The organism is Paenibacillus sp. AN1007 (assembly GCF_040702995.1).
Taxonomy (GTDB): domain Bacteria; phylum Bacillota; class Bacilli; order Paenibacillales; family Paenibacillaceae; genus Paenibacillus.
Genome location: NZ_CP159992.1, coordinates 4796932 through 4814625, shown reverse-complemented (window position 1 = coordinate 4814625; position 17694 = coordinate 4796932). Strand labels below are relative to the sequence as shown.

The following is a 17694-nucleotide window of genomic DNA, read 5'->3' as shown; positions in this document are numbered from 1 at the left end:
ATGAACAAATCCTTGATGCTGATTATTCTGATCAGCAGTGTGCTGTTCGTTCAAGGCTGCACGCTTGACGAAAAAGGTAACTCTAGGGAGGAGAACAAGATGGCTTCATTGAATCAGCAGCTGTTCAGCGCAGCGGAGGCAAAAGATACCGAAGGTCTGGTAAAGCTCCTTCAGGAAGGAGCCGATGTTCAGGCTCAGGATCAGAGCGGAAGAACAGCTCTGATGATTGCGACATACAATCATGATGCAGCATCTGCCCAAAAGCTGATTGAAGCGGGTGCGGATGTTAATCTGCAGGATAACATGTTAAACAGTCCGTTTTTGTATGCAGGTGCTGAAGGATATCTGGATATTCTAAAAATGACCATTCAAGCCGGAGCAGATCCTTCCATTACGAACCGTTACGGGGGCACGGCACTGATACCGGCTTCGGAGCACGGATATGTTGACGTAGTTCAAGAGCTGCTGACGAATACCTCGGTAGATGTGAACCATGTCAATAAATTAGGATGGACAGCACTGCTGGAAGCAATCATTCTAAACGACGGTAATGAACGGCAGCAGAAGACGATTGAACTGTTAATCAGCCATGGAGCTGATGTCAACTTGGCTGATGGCGATGGCGTATCTCCGCTCAGTCATGCGAAGAATAAAGGCTTTAAGGAAATAGAACAGATTCTGGTCCGGGCTGGAGCCAAATAGCAGTGTGATTGATGGGGATGCCATCCGTTCGTTCATTGAATGAATGAATGGATATACCAAAATCATAATTCATGCATAGAAAAACGGGATGAGGCAGTTTACACTGCTTCATCCCGTTTTTCTTTATTGGCTTATTTCTCCTCAGGCACCTCAACAATGATTTTTCCTTTCGCCGGAGCAGCAGAGCCGCTTTTAACAGAGCCCGACTTGTTCATCAGGTCATAGGCTGTTTCCTCCAGCATGAGGGAATACTTGAAGGATACGAGTGTTTTACCTGCAGCAGAAGGCCGCGTTCCTACTTCGGCGGTGGACTTGGTTTTGATAAAGAACAGATCACCAACCGTTCCGGCCTCTTTGCCCAGATTTGCCTGCCATTTCAGCACAGCACTTCCGTTTGTAATGGTATAGTAGCTGACCAGATCGCTGTCCTGGATTGTGAAGAAGCGGTCTTTTTTGCCTTGTTCAAAAATATAAACGGTTGATGCATCAACCGGGCCAAGCGGCTCTTTCACCTGCAGGCGCGGTTGACCGAGATCCGAGAATCGAGGCAGCTGCAGAGCTGCTTCACGTGCAGCCGTCAGATCGGAACCATTGTAGTCTTTAACGACGGAAGCATTTGTATTGTAGATATAGGCTTCCTTGGCAGCCTGATTCCAGCGTACTTGTGCGCCAAACGTTTCTCCGATGGCTCGTAGAGGCAGCATTGCTTTTCCTTTGACCAGAATTGGAGCCGAAGACAGGGAGGCCTTTTGTCCATTCTTTGTCATCGTTTTGCTGTTGGGTGTAAGCACGTATTTGTCACTGCCTGCCTTAATGCTGATTTGTTTGGTCTTATTATCGTAACCGAAGGTGTAATCTCCGAGAAATTGCAGTTCAGTTAGTGCAATGTACGTGACACCCTGGCGGATGACCACATCATATTCAGCAGGCATATTGTTAATGTAAGCTGCTGGTTTGGTTACAGCTGCTGCTTCAGCCACCGATGGGGTGTACAGGGCAGGTGCCGCTCCTGCAGTCAAAATCGAGGCGGCAAGCATCACTTTCCATTTCTTTTGCTTCCAACGTGTGCTGGTGGATTCGGGTGTTTTTTTCATAGTATCATTCTCCTTTCAGTTCATTAGACGGGCGGATTATCCCAAAAGTTGCATATTAATGGAACATCCATAAGATATTAACCCAAATCTTGTATATTAAACTTCGAAGCAGAGTGTAAGATGCTGATGCAGTAGCGGAGATACTGATGCTGTCTCACCCGGCATACAATAGAGCAAAAAGGTGTGATTTTCCAAAACTCATGTGGAAAATAGGTAACTTTTTGCAGCGCAGAGCGTCTTATATGGAAATAACTTCTATTGGGGGATGGATACGTGTGAAGAAGGTGACTGATCGGAAAACCGTGGGGTATACCGGAAGCGCTGCCTTAACCGGAATTGTACTCGTACTCCTCACAGGATGCATGATGCCGGAACCTCAAACGAATGCATGGGGCGGACAGGCTCAGAAGTCGGCATTACCGACGCCGGACGTGAAAGCTGCTCAACTGCAAATCTCCAACACAATGTATAATCACTCAATGCTGTTGTCTTCTCTAACGCCGCTTACAGCGAAGAATACTTCCATCAAGATACCGTACAAGAAAGGGGAGAAGGTGAATCTGGCAGATGGACTGCCGCTGTTCAGCGGACGAAAGGATAGCCGCACTGCTGCGGATCAGATGAAGATTACATATCGTACGATACCAAGTGAAACATATACATTAACAGATGTTCAGGGAGATTGGATACAGCTCAAGACGAGGGGAAAAGACCGTTACTGGCTCCCTGGCTGGTATGCGCTCAAACAGAGCGGAAGCATGACGGAGACCGATCTTCGTACTTTCGAAGTTCGAACTGGAAGCAAGCTGCACTTGACCCCCGACAGTGCTGTAACCTGGCAAGCCAACCAAGTGCTGACGAATCAGGCCCTCCTTGTGGCGGAATGGAAAGAATGGTATGGAGTATCCATAGCCCCGCGCATCTGGAATAAGGAAGAAACAAGCTTCCAGCATGTGCTGCTGTGGATCAAGAAAAAAGATATCACGGACCAAAAGCTTATAAGCGATGGCTGGTTCACCAAAGAACAACCTTTGTCTATATCTTTCATTCGGCACCTGACAGATGCCAGACTAAATCAGACGACAACCACGAAGCAGGCAGTAAAGTGGTTAGGTGAGCCGGATTGGAAGGAACAATCCCGAAATTTGAATGATACCGGTTATCCGATGCGAATCGGCCAGACCTGGAGGTATGAGCGTCAGGAAGCGCATGTATTGTTAACGTTTAATAAAAATAACAAGTTGACTGAAGTTCGCTGGAATGTGCCATCTGACCAAAGTAACAACGAAATCCCCTATTGGAGCAGCAGTCGATTTAATGTATTTTCTTACACTGCTCAAGTAACCGGTAAGTCCATGCCGCCAACGCTGTCCTGGAAACCGAAATGGGTGAATCAAGGGAATCTGAACTACACCTTTCTGCAAGCGGGCACAGATGATGTCCTTCTCATGAAAGGGGATGATGGTGGATTCAGCGGCATGCACTATGAGGATGCCTATTACGCTCTCGATCGGCAGACTGGAAAAATGCTGTGGAGGGTACATGCCGGATATGGCCCTGCCCAAGCCTTTCTAAATTACAAACGTGATGCGGTTACGTTGTACACCAGTTATGATACGGAACGTAAGCAGTATGTGGATCGTGTGCGGCATATGAACCTGAAGAATGGGAAGGTGATATGGGAATACAAGCCTGCAAAGGAGAACCCACCGAACAGTTCGAATAAGCAGCGTACCAAACCTACGGATTCCGCTGGTGACATTGTTGAATTAAAAGGCATTAAAGCGGCCCAAAATGTAGTTATTGTGGATACCTTCGCTGCTAAAAATTCCAGTAACGGACGAATCCATGTGTTGAATAGTTCAAACGGTAAACCGTTATGGAGCAGGAAATTAACGACAGGATATCAATTGATGAACCAAAGTGCGGATGAGCCTTATGTTATGTATTGGGAGCAGAACAAGCTCACTGCAGCAGATCCGCTGACAGGAAGAACGATGTGGCAGGTTGATTCGGAAAAATCAGTGTTTGATTATATCGAAAATAATCCTTATTTCGATGGAATCTATCGTTCTGATCCGTTCGCTTCGGTCCCGCTGCAGCGCTGGATGCTGCTGAACGACCAATGGGTGCTGCTGGATCTGTCTTCTGGCAGGAAACTCTCTCGATTTCCGGCCCGTGGAGGTCAGCAGCCTGAGCTGCTGCAGGATGGCATGATGCTGATTCGTGAGCATAAAAAAGGGGATCTTTACGGCGATTACGAAGATTATACAACTGCCTTATACGATCCGGAATCAGGAAAAGTTCGCTGGAAGCTGGATGCAAAGATTGAACGGGGATTGATTGAGGGAGATCGCCTGTATGTAATCATGAATGGATATCCTGCAGCCATTGATTATCGCACGGGGGAGACACGCTGGATTGCCAAGGAATCCATTGGAAGGAACCGATATGCTTTGAATCAGGGCAGTTATCTTGTGATTGGAGAACGACTGCTGCTGCCGATGCATGAAAATTTACTTGTGATGAATAAAAAGGATGGTACGCTGCTGGGACGTGTACAGGATGTTGTCATGGGCACGCCGGAACATCGGGATCGGGAGGCGAAAAATGGCATGATCAACCGGGCTGGCAGTGAAGTATACGTCGGATCAGCCAATGGACGTTTCCGTGTTCTTCCAGCCAATCTGATGGAAGGAGATATATCTCCGTAAAAGCTTGTCTGGGCCCTCATGTTGTTTTATTATAAATAAACAGGATTGCTCGCGCTCCGGTTCTCGGCTGTGCGGGCTTTCTTCATGTGTTCTGGACAGAACCATACATGATCCAACACGGGAGGGAATCTCCATGATTTCATTATATGGTGTAAGCAAGCGGTTCAACGAGCGCGGTTCCCGTGCTGATCAGGGATTTGAGGCCTTGCGGTCTGTCTCACTCGAAGTGGAACAAGGTGAGATTCACGGTATCATTGGCTCCAGTGGAGCGGGAAAGTCTACCCTGCTGCGCATGCTTAACGGTTTGGAGCATCCTGATGCTGGAGAAGTTATTGTTAATGGCCAGCATCTGTCCGGGATGAATGAGCGGAAACTGCGTGAGGCACGCCGATCTATCGGCATGATCTTCCAGCACTTCAACCTGGTCAGCAACCGGACGGTTCTGGGCAATGTGAGTATGCCGCTGGAACTGGTGGGGAAGTCACGTTCACAGCGGAGAGAGCGAGGGTTGGAAGTACTTCGATTCGTGGGGCTGGAAGATAAGGCGGACCAGTATCCGGCTCAGCTGAGCGGAGGACAGAAGCAGCGTGTCGCTATCGCCAGAGCGCTTGCCAGTCATCCAGCCGTACTGCTATGTGACGAGCCTACATCTTCGCTTGATCCGCAGACAACAGGTGGAATATTGGATGTGCTGCGCCATGTAAACGAGACGATGGGAGTGACGATTGTAGTTGTTACCCATGAGATGGAAGCGGCTCGGCGATTATGTCATCGTATTTCAATGATGAAGGATGGTCAGATTGTGCGCACACTTTCCAAAGCAGAGGTCAGAAGTATTCCTGCACCGCAGCCCGATCTGCTGACTTCACTGCTTGCAGGTGATTCATTGGAAGAAATGGGCTCGGCTGCACATCGTATCGTGGAACAGGAGGGCAGCCGATGATGTTACCTGAATCAGTGCTGAAATATCAGCACGAAATCTGGCAGGCCATCGGAGAGACATTTGTAATGGTGGGCATCTCCATCGCAGCAGCTGTTTTGGTCGGTCTGCCGCTTGGTACACTGCTCTACCTGTTCCGCCGGGGGCAGCGATATCAGAATAGGGCTTTGTTTACGGTACTGGGCAGCCTTGTCAATATCATTCGTTCCTTTCCGTTCCTGCTGCTGGTTGTATTCATGATCCCCTTCACTCGTATGATTGTGGGAACATCGATCGGTACGTTAGCAGCGACGGTGCCTCTATCAGTCATTGCTATTGCCTATTATGCCAGGCTGGTTGAACAGGCTCTGCTGGACGTGCCAAAAGGCGTAATTGAAGCGGCTTCGTCTATGGGAGCTTCCACGCTGCAGTTGGTCGTTAAGTTCCTGTATGTGGAGGCCCGTTCAGGTCTTGTACTGGGACTAACTACGGCAGCGATCAGCTTTATTTCCTATTCCACCGTAATGGGTATTGTTGGTGGCGGCGGTGTTGGTGATTTTGCCATTCGTTACGGTTATCAGCGCTTCGAAACGGAGATTATGATATTTACGATTATCATCATGATTATTTTCGTACAGCTGATTCAATTTACGGGCAGTCGGCTGTCTCGCTGGCTGGATCGCAGATCCTGATGCACGGCAGGCGGTTATGAACTGCTAAAAACAACAACAGATTATTACAGATAAGGGGTAAACATTTAATGAAAGCAAAATTAATGCTCATGCTGCTTGCAGTTATGCTGGTTGTATCTGCCTGTGGGAAAAAAGAAGAAACACCAGCTGCTGAAGGTACCAAACAGGAAACACAAGCCGGACAGGAAGTCACTTTGAAAGTAGCCACACTAATTCCGCCAATGACGGATGTGCTGGATATCGTTAAACCACTTCTTAAAGAGGATGGCATCAATCTGGAGGTTGTGGTGCTGTCCGATAACGTGCAGCCAAACACAGCACTGGCGAACAAGGAAGTGGATGCTAACTTCTTCCAGCACGTCCCGTATATGAAGCAGTATAATGAGGCGAACAATGCCAATCTGGTCCCTGTACAGCCCATCTACAATGCAATCTATGGTGGTTACTCCAAGAAGTACAAGTCCATGGATGAGCTGCCCGAAGGTGCGGTCATTGCCATTGCCAATGATCCGTCGAACATCGGACGTTCCCTGGTCATGCTGGAACAAAACGGTCTGATCAAACTTAAAGAGGGCGTAGGCTTTAATGCTACGCAAGCAGACATTACCGAAAACCAAAAGAACTTTAAGTTCAAAGAAGTGGATCTGCTGATGCTTGCCCGCATGATGGATGATGCAGACCTGGTTGCCATGACTCCGGCCTATGCCAGCCCACTGGGTCTCACACCGAAGAAGGATGCTTTGCTGACTGAAAAGGATGATTCCCATTTTGCGATCACGATGGTAGCTCGTGAGGATAATAAAGATTCTGAAGCAATCCAAAAGCTGGCTAAACGCATGGCAGGTCCTGAAGTGAAAGCTTTTTTTGAGAAAAACTATGCCGATATTGCCATCCCCGCATTTTAAGTTGATAGATTATTGCAGACCCGAGCAGTGGTGCTCGGGTCTTTTTCTTTGCGGCATATTTTTTATATAGGAACTGACATAGTCTTGTCGACCTTTACTCTGGTTTTATGTGTAAATTTCTGGGATATATAGCGCTCGGTAAATGTTAGAAGAGATGAAGGAAGACGGGAGAATTGCATATCCATATCCACAATTGAATAAGGGAGTTTCGCGTAATATGATTGATTATTACAGAGAGGTAATGCTAACCTGTTCTATTTTTCGTAAGTTAATGAACCTTGAAGTCGTAACCTGGATGGTGAAATTTGCTGCGCGATCTTGTTTTAAATTTTACATTAATATTAATCATTGTCTTTCTGGTCCATCACTATCTAAATCAATCAAGCAATCGAAAGAAACCTTCTTTCACCACTCGGATCATTATCGGAATTGCTATGAGCATGCTGGGAACAGCATTATACTATTTCTCGATTGTATTGGATGATGGCACGCTGCTGAACTTCAGATCCGTTGTTTACCTCCTTGCCGCCTACTATGGGGGAGGAGGAACAGCATTCATTACCTATGCAGGACTGTGGGCTTTTCGGATCAACCTGGGATTCTGGCCCTCGATTGAAAACTTGGAATATGCCTTGTGTGAATTGATGTTTGTTTTGGCTGCATTCCTGAATTTCAAGTATATTCACCATTTTGTTTACCAGTGGCTGTCTGGTTCACTGCTGCTGCTCGTAGTTTATCAGTTCACGATGTCGATAACCCATCCATCATCGTCACTTTTCAGCCATGGTATTACCCTGCTGCTTCAAAGCATGTGCATGGTACTGCTTGTATTATTTATGTACTTCCTCAACCAGAACCATCATTACAAACAGCTGGCGTTTCAAAGAAAGCAGGAGGTGCTGGAAATGCTGCGCAGGCAGCCCGGATTTACGTTTAAACTCCGAAAGCATAACGGCAAATTCGAGTTTCTGCTGCTTGAAGGAGAGATGCTGTCTCATCTGGGTATGGACATGCGAAGTCTGGAACAGAGCTTCCAACTGGGAACCATTAACGCGCTGCCTCCAGACAAAATTCAGTTTTTGAAGACACAATTTAACCGGGCATGGAGAGGCGAATTCTTTTTTTTTGAGATAGAGCATAAAGGGAATTATGCATTGGTCAAGCTGGCTCCTTTTCTGGAGGACGGCGTGGTGAAGTATGTGATCGGGTATGGACTTGATATTACAGAACACCGAGCTGTAAGACGAAGGATTCAGGAAAGTGAGGAGCGTTACCGAATGCTGGAGCGATTGTCCGCCAACTGGGTAGCAGGACTGGACAGCGCCGGGCGTATCGTCTCGATTAACCAGAAGTTTCTGGATGTTCTCCAGGCGGACAGGCAGCAGGTTATTGGGCGTGAGCTTGTAGACCTGCTCGTGATGGACAAATCGGAGTGCTGGTTCCAGGCCTTTGATCAAGCACTGTTATCCAAAACCACGCAGGAAACGGAGTCCATCTTACGGATCGGAGAGAGTGACGAACTGCACGTTCGCGTTCATCTATACCCGATCAAGACATCCGGGTCCAGTGAGCAGATTAAAGCTGTTTTTCAGGATACTACGGATCAGTACAGACGGGTGAAAGCGGATAAAGCAAGTCAGGCGAAGAGCGAGTTCCTGGCCTTGATGAGTCATGAAATGCGTACACCACTAAACAGTATCACCAGTTTCAGCTCCCTGCTGCAGCGGACGAATCTTACTACGCAGCAGCAGGATTATGTAAGCAAAATCACGGCGTCCTCCGAGTCCTTACTGACCTTAGTGAAAGATATCCTGGATTTTTCGAAAATTGAAGCAGGCATGTTTAATATGGAGAATGTCCCCTTTTCTCTGGAGGATGTATTTAAACGGGTGGCTGATCAGATCAGTACAACGATCGGGAACAAAGACATCGAGATTATTTTTCAGACAGATTCCGATCTGCCTTTAACGGTAGTTGGTGATCCGTTCCGACTGGAACAGGTACTTATTAATCTGCTTAACAATGCAATAAAATTTACGGACCAAGGGTATGTCATATTTCATGCAGAAGTACTTGCATTTGAGGAAAAGCGTGTCGTAATCCGCTTTGAGGTAGAAGATACCGGTATTGGTATCTCACCCGAACAGATGGAACGTTTATTTGTCCCTTTCGGTCAAGCTGAACCATCGACCTATCGCACGTACGGGGGATCAGGATTAGGATTGGTCATTTGTTATCTTTTGATCACCTCGTTAGGAGGCAGTCTGCAAGTCGAGAGTGTACTTGGTGAATACAGCATGTTCACCTTTGATCTGAAATATGAACTGACAGAAATAGAGGATATTTCCTTTCTTCCAACGTACCCTTTGTTATACGCTGTGAATGATGTAATCATTGTGGAGAATGACAGAAGGGCGGCCGAAAATTTGCAGCAGATGCTCCGCTCATTCGGTCTCAGGTCTGAAACCTATACCTCTTTCCAAGGGGTGGTAGACAGCTGCAGGATAGATCCGGATGGGGATGGATCGTCTTCTCTCCTGATCATGCTGGATATGGATACAGAAGAGATAGACTCGGTGCTGAACTGGTGTCGTTTCACTACCAGGATGCAGGATACCCGGATTCAGGTATTAGCATATTCCCGTGCATCCAGCAGCAGTGCTCCTGCAAGTAGACTGCACTACAGCGGACCGAAGGCTGTAATATTCAAACCGATCACCCGTATCGGTCTATTTGAGGCGCTGTTGACACTGCAGGAAGAAGAAGTGCAGGAACTGAACCAAACTCAATATAAGGATGAATTCTTAGAACGGAAGAATCAGGGATCGATTCTAGTGGCAGAAGATCATGAGATTAACCAGATTGCTATTCGGGCCATGCTGCAGCCGCTGGGGTTTGAAGTAACGATCGTGAATAATGGAAAAGAGCTGCTGCAGAAACTGCATGTGCAGCGGTGGAAGCTGATTTTGATGGATCTATACATGCCGGAAATGAACGGACTGGAGGCTGTTAAACATATTCGTCAGATGAGAGAGTATCATTCCATGCCCATCATTGCACTTACAGCAAACAGCTCAAAAAGGGACCATAAAGACTATTTAGAGGCAGGTATGAATGCTGTTCTCACTAAACCGATTGATGAGAGGCAGATTAAAGACACACTGGCAGCCTGGATTGATCTGAAGGGCATGCATGAGATCAAGGGGGTTGATACAGATAAGGCGCTGCAGCAGATGGGTGACAAACTGCATGTTTTACAATTTGCGCTGACCAAGTTTTCTCTGGAATACAGCGAATATGAACGGAAAATACAGGCATATTTAAGACAGGAACAGAAGCATGATGCTTTACGCAGTACGCATTCTCTCAAAGGAGCTGCAGCCCATCTGCATGCTGTAAATCTGCTGCAGTCGGTGCGGCACCTGGAATCACTTTTATTATCCAATTCAAGCTCCGAAGAGGAACTGTCCTCGATCCTGCAGCAGGTACAGCAGGAAATTAATCACATTACAGAGTCACTGCCATGGTAAACATGGTGTATATACAGCAGCCTTGGTCATGTTTAAGGTGTGAATTTATATCCGACCCCCCAGATCGTTTGAATAAATTGGGGGTTTTTGGGGTTGTCTTCAATTTTCCTGCGCAGTTTCGTGATATGTACATCAATTGTTCGATCATTAATGTAAGCATCAATTCCACGGATGGATTCGATGAGCGCGTAACGGCTGAATACCTTGTCCGGATTATGTACAAACAGCTTCATAATTTCGAATTCGGAAAAGGTCATTTCGACTTTGCGATTATTCAACAGGATTGTTCGGCGTGCGAGATCAAGGGTCAGCCCTGTTTCCTTATCATTCAATGAAGAGCTGTTCAATATCGCATATCGGCGTAAAACAGCCTCGATTCGTGCCTTCAGCTCCTGCATACTGAAAGGTTTGCATACAAAGTCGTCCGCACCATCGGTTAATGAACGGATACGCTCAGACACTTCGGTTAACGAAGAGATGACAATCATCGGTATGGAGGTATGTTCACGCATGAAGGCACATGGATTCTTCTCTCCCGAATCAGGTAACATCAGGTCAATTAAAATGATATTTGGCCTGGTGTCCAGCTGCAAAAGTGCCGCGCCGATAGTATCCACACGAAATACATCGTATCCTTCACCTTGTAAATACAAGGATAGGGTGTCCCCCAGCATATTATCATCCTCTATAATAAGCACTTTGGTCATGGTGTTCCTTTCTGAATCCACGTTATAAAATTTACGGGCTAATCCCTACCTTTTCCCGTGGTCATGAGCAAGCTGTTCAGGATTCATTTTTGCGTTCAAGCAGCTGCATTAATTTTCGCTCCGTTGCCGTTTCAGGTGCTGGTGTATAGATGCTGCATCGCAGATCGGAATTGCCTTGAACTTGTAATGAAGTCAGGTCAAATAACATTTTACCTGCTTTGGAATGTCTGAACTCGATCCAAACATCAGGAGCACTGCTTACGCTGCTTTGTTTCCACAAGGACTGAAAATCGGAGTGGCGGCTCATCATATCATCCAAAAATAGATTATACCATTCATCGTCGACATAACGACCATAATAGCCGCGAAAAATAGATAAAAATCCGCTGACAAAGTCCTCCCAGTTCACTGCAAGTCTGCGCAGCTCTTTTCGGTCAAACAGCAGACTGATCATGTTGCGCTGCTCGAAAGGAATCTGTTCAAAGTTCATAAAAACTTGTGCGGCAGCTTCGTTCCAGCCTACGATAAAACAGCGTCGATCTGAAATGATGGTGGGACAATACCGCAGTTCTTGCAAAATTTTTTGCAATGACGGATGAAGCTGCAGTGTTTCCGGTTCCGGTACAGGCAGATCTGAATAATGCTCCACAGCCAGCGAAAATAAATATTTGCGTTCATCCGCAGTGAGTCTGAGTGCAGAAGCAATGCTGTCCAGTACGGAATGTGAAACCTGGATGCTCCGCCCTTGTTCCAACCAGGTATACCAGGTTGTGCTCACACCCGCGAGCTGTGCTACTTCCTCTCTTCTCAGTCCGGGAGTTCTTCGCCTGCCGCTGGCAGGCAAGCCAACCGATTCCGGAGAGAGCTTGGAGCGCTGTGTTTTTAAAAAAGCAGACAGGGCTTGCAATCGATTCGTTTCACTCATAGGATCACCTTCAATCTGTTTATCATGGTAGTCATTATACTATGATAAATGACAACTTGTAATAGGATATATAGAAATGGCACTATGAATACATAAGCTTTATTTCACAAGTGAAGATCGTTCAAGGAGGAAAATAATATGAGTATGGAACGTGTCGTGATTACAGGAATGGGTGTGATTTCTCCGCTCGGCAATGATGTGGATACATTCTGGAACGCATTGAAGGAAGGGAAATCGGGAATCACCCCGATTCAACATCTGGACAGTGCGCTGTATAAAACGAGAATCGCTGGTATGGTTCTTGATTTTGATGGTGAAGCTCGATTTGGTCGTAAGGAGGCAAGGCGTATGGATCGCTTTGTGCAGTTTGCTGCTGCGGCTGCAGATCAGGCGTTAGCAGATTCAGGTCTTGTGCTGGAGTCACTAGACCGGGAGCGGATCGGTGTATATATCGGCTCGGGCATCGGCGGGATTCAAACTTTGATGGATCAGGGCAGCATTTTATCGGAACGGGGAGCATCGCGAGTTAGCCCGACGCTTGTACCCATGATGATATCCAATATGGCGGCAGCCGCAGTCAGTATGAGGTTTGGATGCTGGGGGCCTACGCTCTCCCCGGTTACGGCTTGTTCCATTGGCAACACAGCCATTGGCGAAGCCTACCGGCTGATTCGTCACGGAGGAGCAGATGTCATTTTTGCTGGAGGAACGGAAGCAGCGGTGACAGAGATATCCCTCGCCAGCTTCAGCAATGCTACGGCATTATCGACTAGAAATGAAGCTTTTACAGCCGCAAGCCGGCCGTTTGACGCAGGCAGAGACGGGTTTGTCATGGCAGAGGGAGCTGGTATTCTGGTTGTGGAATCCCTGTCTCATGCACTGGCAAGAGGCGCGAATATTCTCGCTGAAGTTACCGGATACGGAGCTTCTTCGGATGCGTATCATATGGTGGCGACTCACCCGGAAGGAAGGGGAGCTTATCTGGCCATGAAGGCAGCACTGCGAGACGCACAGCTGCAGCCCGGAGATATTGATGTCATTAACGCCCATGCGACCAGTACAGAGGCAGGTGATCTCTCTGAGACCAGAGCGATCAAACAGCTTTTTGGAGAGAGTGCCTATCGTATTCCAATTACAGCGAACAAATCGATGACCGGACATATGCTCGGTGCCGCAGGAGGAGCTGAGGCAATATCTCTAGTCCAAACGCTGAGGCATGGTATTATCCCGCCTACGATTAATCAGGAGCAGCAGGACCCTGAATGTGATCTGGATTACGTCCCGAATACAGCGAGAGAAGCGGATTTACAGATTGGCATATCCAATTCCTTTGGATTTGGCGGGCATAATGCAGTTATTATTCTTCAGAAGTACTCGGCATGAGCAGAAAGGGTTGAATAGTAGGTTGTATTAGAACAAACAGCAGCACTGCCTATCTGGCTGTGCTGCTGTTTGTTTGTGCAGGTAGAGAATCAGGACGTCAGCGAGGTTGAATCGGCTATGCCTGTGCTCCCTCTGTTCAGCCAGCTTACACGCCAGCGGGATTGCATAAAGAGTACAAGGCACAAGGATGCGGCAGCAATGAGACTAAGAATAATAAAGCCTGGCGTGTAAGATTGATATGTGCTGTACAGCTGGCCCAGAATGAGCGGCAGGGCGTAGCCGCCCAATCCGCCGGCAGCACCGACGATGCCTGTCATCAGACCGATCTCGCTTCCGAAACGCTGCGGAACTAATTGAAATACAGATCCGTTTCCAGCCCCAAGGCACATCATACCCAGGAACAGCATGACGATCACTACAGGAAGAGGGGGCAGGAAGGATACGCCGAGAAGCATGATGCAGGCGCCTGAGTATAGAAAAGTCAGCATTCGGGTTCCACCCATTTTATCAGCCAGAAAACCGCCAACAGGCCGGAAGAAACTGCCTGCAATCACACAGAACGTCGTAATGTCGGCGGCATGCACTGCAGAAAGGCCGTATTGGGTATTAAAGAAAATGGTCAGATAGTTACAGAGGCCAACGAAACCTCCGAAAGTGACACAATAGAATGCACAGAAGACCCATGCATCTTTTTGTTTAAGCAGCGAACTGTATTGAGACAGCTTTTTGGGCTCTGGACGATTCGGACTATTCTTGGCAAAGAGGGAAAATAGGATAAAGACGATTACAATCGGAATGATTGCGAGTCCAAAAACGATCTCCCAACTGCCAAAGTGAGTGGCAAGACGGTTAGCGAATAAGGTGGCGAGTACCGTTCCGCTGTTACCTGCCCCGGCTATACCCATGGCAAGACCTTGGTGTTCTTTTGGATACCACTGGCCTGCAAGCGGTAGTGCCGCTGCAAATGAAGCACCCGCTACGCCAAGCAGAAGAGCCACGACATAGAGCTGACTGAGGGAATCAACCCATAACCAGCCCAGCAGCAATGGAACAAGTGTCAATAACATGCCAATCTGTGCGGTTAATTTGGGACCGATATAGTCGGACATGAAACCAAGCACAAGCCGCAGAATGGAACCCCCGAGAATGGGCAGGGCGACCAAATTTGCTTTTTCCAATGGGGTCATCGGATAATCCATGGCAATAATTACAGCAAGCGGACCGAGCATCCCCCAGATCATAAAACTGATGTCAAAATACATAAATGCTCCGAACAGCGTGGGCTTATGCCCGCTTTTCCAAAAACTTTTGCTCTCTACCATTCCTCATCGCTCCTCATCCAAGTAGGTTCTTTATTATGTCTCTACGTGTTCATTCAGGCAGAAAAAGGCCGCAAGTCGTCCTGATCCAGAACGATTTGCGGCCCCGCTGCCGACAGGCGGTACACGTCTTTGTGTCCCGCTCCTGAGATGATCACATCGCTGTGATTTTGATTCAAATTATAAAAAGGGAAAAAGATAATGTCAATAAAAATAACATTAAATTTTAAAATAATTATTTTTTCGCATGAATATTGCTTTTGGTGTCAAATTAGTTGACATGTACTTTGGATTCAATTAATCTTAATTTAATAAAAATCTGCACAATGGCGTGTAGAGCTCGGAGGCAATGGTGCCCCTTTTCCCTTAATGGAAAAGGGGTTATTGTGCTTTAAATCGGAAAAAGGGGTTATTGTGCTTTAAATCGAAAAAGGGGTTATTGTGTTTTAAATCGGGAGAAGGAATGGTTCCGGGTCGATCAGAGATAGGCAGTTCTGTTTTATTTGCAGATGTAAAAGCGATAGGGGGAGTGCCCATGAGCAGAAAGAAATTGGTCGTAGTCGGCAACGGCATGGCAGGAGTGAAATGTGTGGAAGAGATTATTAACCTGGAGCCGAATGCGTATGAGATTGTGATCTACGGAACAGAACCCCGGCCTAACTACAATCGCATTATGTTATCCAAAGTTCTCCAAGGTGAGCATTCCATACAGGATATCATTATGAATGACTGGACCTGGTATGCGGAACGTAAAATAAGGCTTTGTACGGGGGAAACCGTGCATCGGATCGAGCCTCGTGACAAATTCATTGAAACGGAATCTGGCAAACGGGAAACGTACGACATATTGATTCTCGCAACAGGTTCTTCCCCGTTTATTCCGCCGATCCCTGGGATGGATAAGGAACGTGTCATGTCCTTCCGGACGATCGATGACTGCACTCGTATGGCCAAGTACTCCAAAGAATATCGTAAAGCAGCTGTCATCGGCGGCGGACTGCTTGGGCTGGAAGCTGCACGGGGACTGCTGCATCTGGGTATGGAAGCGGTGGTGGTTCATAATGCGCCTTATATTATGAACCGGCAGCTGGATTACGAGGCTGCATCGATGCTTCAGGCTGAGCTTGAAGCTCAGGGCATGTCCTTTCTTTTAAATAAAAACACGCAGAAAATCACCGGACGTTCACAAGCGCAGGGACTTCTGTTCACAGATGGTTCGAAGCTTGAGGCACAGGTGGTTATTGTCGCTGTCGGGATTCGGCCGAATGTGGATTTAGCCAGGAGAAGCGGCATCGCCACACAACGTGCTGTTGTAGTCGACGATTATATGCGTACCAGTGTGCCGGATATATATGCCGTTGGAGAATGTGCAGAGCATCGGGGCATCAGTTATGGTCTGGTAGCACCGCTGTATGAGCAGGGGAAGGTGCTGGCGCGTACGTTATGCGGACAGGAGATTCCCGGGTATGCAGGTTCTGTCCCGTATTCACAGCTGAAAGTGTCGGGTGTGGATGTCTTCTCGGCAGGGGAGATCAGCGGCGACCTGCTGCAGACGGCAGTTCAGCATTTGGATGGCATTCAAGGCACGTACAAAAAAGTGCTGATGCAGGCTGGCAGGATTAGAGGTGCCATACTGTTTGGAAACACGGTTGAAGGCACGGCTCTGCTTGGTCTTGTGCGGCGCGGAGCAGATATAGCCGAGCTTGCTCCCCGGGAAGATGTCCCAGACCCAGCAGAGACAGCCGCAGCTGCGCTTCCAAGTCAGGATACGGTATGTGCCTGCAGCAATGTAACCAAAGCAGCGATTCTGAAGGCCATTCAGGAGCGGGGGCTGGAGACTGTCGAACAAGTGAAACAGCAAACCAAAGCTTCAGGTTCATGCGGTGGATGCAAACCCATGGTGGCTGCCCTGCTGAAACACGCTCAACGCGTGAAGCGTGATGGAGGTGCAGATATAAGTGCAGATGCAGATGCTGCGGAAAAAAAGTCTACCGTAATGCCTGTATGCCGCTGCACCGACATGGGTCATGAAGAGCTTAAACGTCGATTGGATGTTATGGTGACAGCAGATCCGGACAAAACCAGAAGCCCGAATTTAGAGTCTGGGGTCGCCCCCGTTGGCGAAAAACAATTCACTTCGCTTCTGAAGCAGCTGAAATGGCAGTCCGAACTTGGCTGCTCCGTATGCCTTCCTGCAGTTCGCTATTATGCTCATATCTCAAGACTCATACCGTACTCCGTTGAAAAAGAATTGAAAACAGGACTGGAACATCATCAGGGGATACACCTCTATTCGGATCACCACATTTCATCATTGGCTTCCAGCACTGCTGCAGGTGATCTAGAGACTCAGCTTCGCATCATGTGGAAAAATGCAGTGATGCCGTCCCAAGTCAACATAGGTATTGCCTCGGGTATTCGTTCTCCGGTGAGTGCGCTGGTGGCAGACATAGGTCTGCTGGCTTCCCCGGCTGGATGGGAGATTTATGCTGGAGGCCATGCAGGACATCCGGTGAAAGAAGGTCTGCTGCTGGGCACAGCTGATTCAGCGCAGCAGGCCGCTGATCTCTCGTCAGCCTGTCTGCAGTGGTATCGGCAGACGGCTTGGTTTGATGAACCGTTATGGATGTGGACGGAACGACTTGGCATCATGCTGATTCGGGAAACGCTTTTGGATACACGCCTGCAGCACGAACTCGGATTCATTCGTGAACAGGAACGCGGCGTTGATGCTGCACAGGCGGAACGGATATCCATCGAAGTACCCAGTGTTCAGGTAGAAGCATAAAGACTTAAATATATAA

At 47.7% G+C, this 17694-nt stretch carries 12 protein-coding genes; 8 read left to right on the top strand and 4 right to left on the bottom strand.

The window, feature by feature from the left end; translation table 11 throughout:
• Nucleotides 1–702, top strand: coding sequence for an ankyrin repeat domain-containing protein (locus ABXS70_RS21675; protein ID WP_366290801.1), 702 nt, complete (start codon nt 1–3; stop codon nt 700–702).
• 131 nt (nt 703–833) lie between these two features.
• On the opposite strand, the gene ABXS70_RS21670 is transcribed toward ABXS70_RS21675, so the two are convergent.
• On the bottom strand, nt 834–1796 hold the full coding sequence (locus tag ABXS70_RS21670) for a copper amine oxidase N-terminal domain-containing protein (RefSeq protein ID WP_366290798.1): 963 nt from the start codon (nt 1794–1796) through the stop codon (nt 834–836).
• Between the two features lie 275 nt (nt 1797–2071).
• On the opposite strand from ABXS70_RS21670, the gene ABXS70_RS21665 reads away from it, so the two are divergent.
• From ABXS70_RS21665 to ABXS70_RS21645, 5 genes are all read left to right on the top strand, one after another.
• Nucleotides 2072–4510: a PQQ-binding-like beta-propeller repeat protein gene (locus ABXS70_RS21665; protein ID WP_366290796.1), complete on the top strand. Its 2439-nt coding sequence runs from the start codon at nt 2072–2074 to the stop codon at nt 4508–4510.
• A 133-nt stretch (nt 4511–4643) separates the two neighbouring features.
• Complete coding sequence (locus ABXS70_RS21660; RefSeq protein ID WP_342554324.1) at nt 4644–5453, top strand: ATP-binding cassette domain-containing protein; 810 nt, start codon at nt 4644–4646, stop codon at nt 5451–5453.
• A complete protein-coding gene (locus ABXS70_RS21655; RefSeq protein ID WP_366290792.1) occupies nt 5450–6121 on the top strand; it encodes a methionine ABC transporter permease in 672 nt (223 codons plus the stop codon). Before ABXS70_RS21660 ends, ABXS70_RS21655 begins: the two co-directional genes overlap by 4 nt.
• A gap of 68 nt (nt 6122–6189) precedes the next feature.
• The gene (locus ABXS70_RS21650; protein WP_342554326.1) at nt 6190–7026 is read left to right on the top strand and encodes a MetQ/NlpA family ABC transporter substrate-binding protein; all 837 of its coding nucleotides are present in this window, start codon (nt 6190–6192) and stop codon (nt 7024–7026) included.
• A gap of 305 nt (nt 7027–7331) precedes the next feature.
• Nucleotides 7332–10556, top strand: a complete 3225-nt coding sequence (locus tag ABXS70_RS21645; protein WP_366290789.1) for a response regulator — start codon at nt 7332–7334, stop codon at nt 10554–10556.
• A 32-nt stretch (nt 10557–10588) separates the two neighbouring features.
• On the opposite strand, the gene ABXS70_RS21640 is transcribed toward ABXS70_RS21645, so the two are convergent.
• Nucleotides 10589–11263: a response regulator transcription factor gene (locus ABXS70_RS21640; protein ID WP_342554328.1), complete on the bottom strand. Its 675-nt coding sequence runs from the start codon at nt 11261–11263 to the stop codon at nt 10589–10591.
• A 76-nt stretch (nt 11264–11339) separates the two neighbouring features.
• The gene (locus ABXS70_RS21635) at nt 11340–12188 is read right to left on the bottom strand and encodes a helix-turn-helix transcriptional regulator (protein ID WP_342554329.1); all 849 of its coding nucleotides are present in this window, start codon (nt 12186–12188) and stop codon (nt 11340–11342) included.
• A 144-nt stretch (nt 12189–12332) separates the two neighbouring features.
• Here ABXS70_RS21635 and fabF point away from each other — a divergent pair, with 144 nt between their 5' ends.
• Nucleotides 12333–13571: a beta-ketoacyl-ACP synthase II gene (fabF, locus tag ABXS70_RS21630; RefSeq protein ID WP_342556231.1), complete on the top strand. Its 1239-nt coding sequence runs from the start codon at nt 12333–12335 to the stop codon at nt 13569–13571.
• Between the two features lie 89 nt (nt 13572–13660).
• Here fabF and ABXS70_RS21625 read toward each other — a convergent pair whose 3' ends face one another.
• Nucleotides 13661–14893 (bottom strand): nitrate/nitrite transporter, encoded by a 1233-nt coding sequence (locus ABXS70_RS21625; RefSeq protein ID WP_366290784.1) that lies wholly within the window; start codon nt 14891–14893, stop codon nt 13661–13663.
• A gap of 532 nt (nt 14894–15425) precedes the next feature.
• On the opposite strand from ABXS70_RS21625, the gene ABXS70_RS21620 reads away from it, so the two are divergent.
• The gene (locus tag ABXS70_RS21620) at nt 15426–17678 is read left to right on the top strand and encodes an FAD-dependent oxidoreductase (protein WP_342554331.1); all 2253 of its coding nucleotides are present in this window, start codon (nt 15426–15428) and stop codon (nt 17676–17678) included.
• Nucleotides 17679–17694 lie beyond the last annotated feature (16 nt).

What these genes read in the sequence shown, in the direction of transcription:
- ABXS70_RS21675 (WP_366290801.1), top strand. Translation starts at nt 1, where the DNA reads ATGAACAAATCCTTGATGCTGATTATTCTGATCAGCAGTGTGCTGTTC.
- ABXS70_RS21670 (WP_366290798.1), bottom strand. Translation starts at nt 1,796, where the DNA reads ATGAAAAAAACACCCGAATCCACCAGCACACGTTGGAAGCAAAAGAAA.
- ABXS70_RS21660 (WP_342554324.1), top strand. Translation starts at nt 4,644, where the DNA reads ATGATTTCATTATATGGTGTAAGCAAGCGGTTCAACGAGCGCGGTTCC.
- ABXS70_RS21655 (WP_366290792.1), top strand. Translation starts at nt 5,450, where the DNA reads ATGATGTTACCTGAATCAGTGCTGAAATATCAGCACGAAATCTGGCAG.
- ABXS70_RS21650 (WP_342554326.1), top strand. Translation starts at nt 6,190, where the DNA reads ATGAAAGCAAAATTAATGCTCATGCTGCTTGCAGTTATGCTGGTTGTA.
- ABXS70_RS21640 (WP_342554328.1), bottom strand. Translation starts at nt 11,263, where the DNA reads ATGACCAAAGTGCTTATTATAGAGGATGATAATATGCTGGGGGACACC.
- ABXS70_RS21635 (WP_342554329.1), bottom strand. Translation starts at nt 12,188, where the DNA reads ATGAGTGAAACGAATCGATTGCAAGCCCTGTCTGCTTTTTTAAAAACA.
- fabF (WP_342556231.1), top strand. Translation starts at nt 12,333, where the DNA reads ATGGAACGTGTCGTGATTACAGGAATGGGTGTGATTTCTCCGCTCGGC.
- ABXS70_RS21625 (WP_366290784.1), bottom strand. Translation starts at nt 14,893, where the DNA reads ATGGTAGAGAGCAAAAGTTTTTGGAAAAGCGGGCATAAGCCCACGCTG.
- ABXS70_RS21620 (WP_342554331.1), top strand. Translation starts at nt 15,426, where the DNA reads ATGAGCAGAAAGAAATTGGTCGTAGTCGGCAACGGCATGGCAGGAGTG.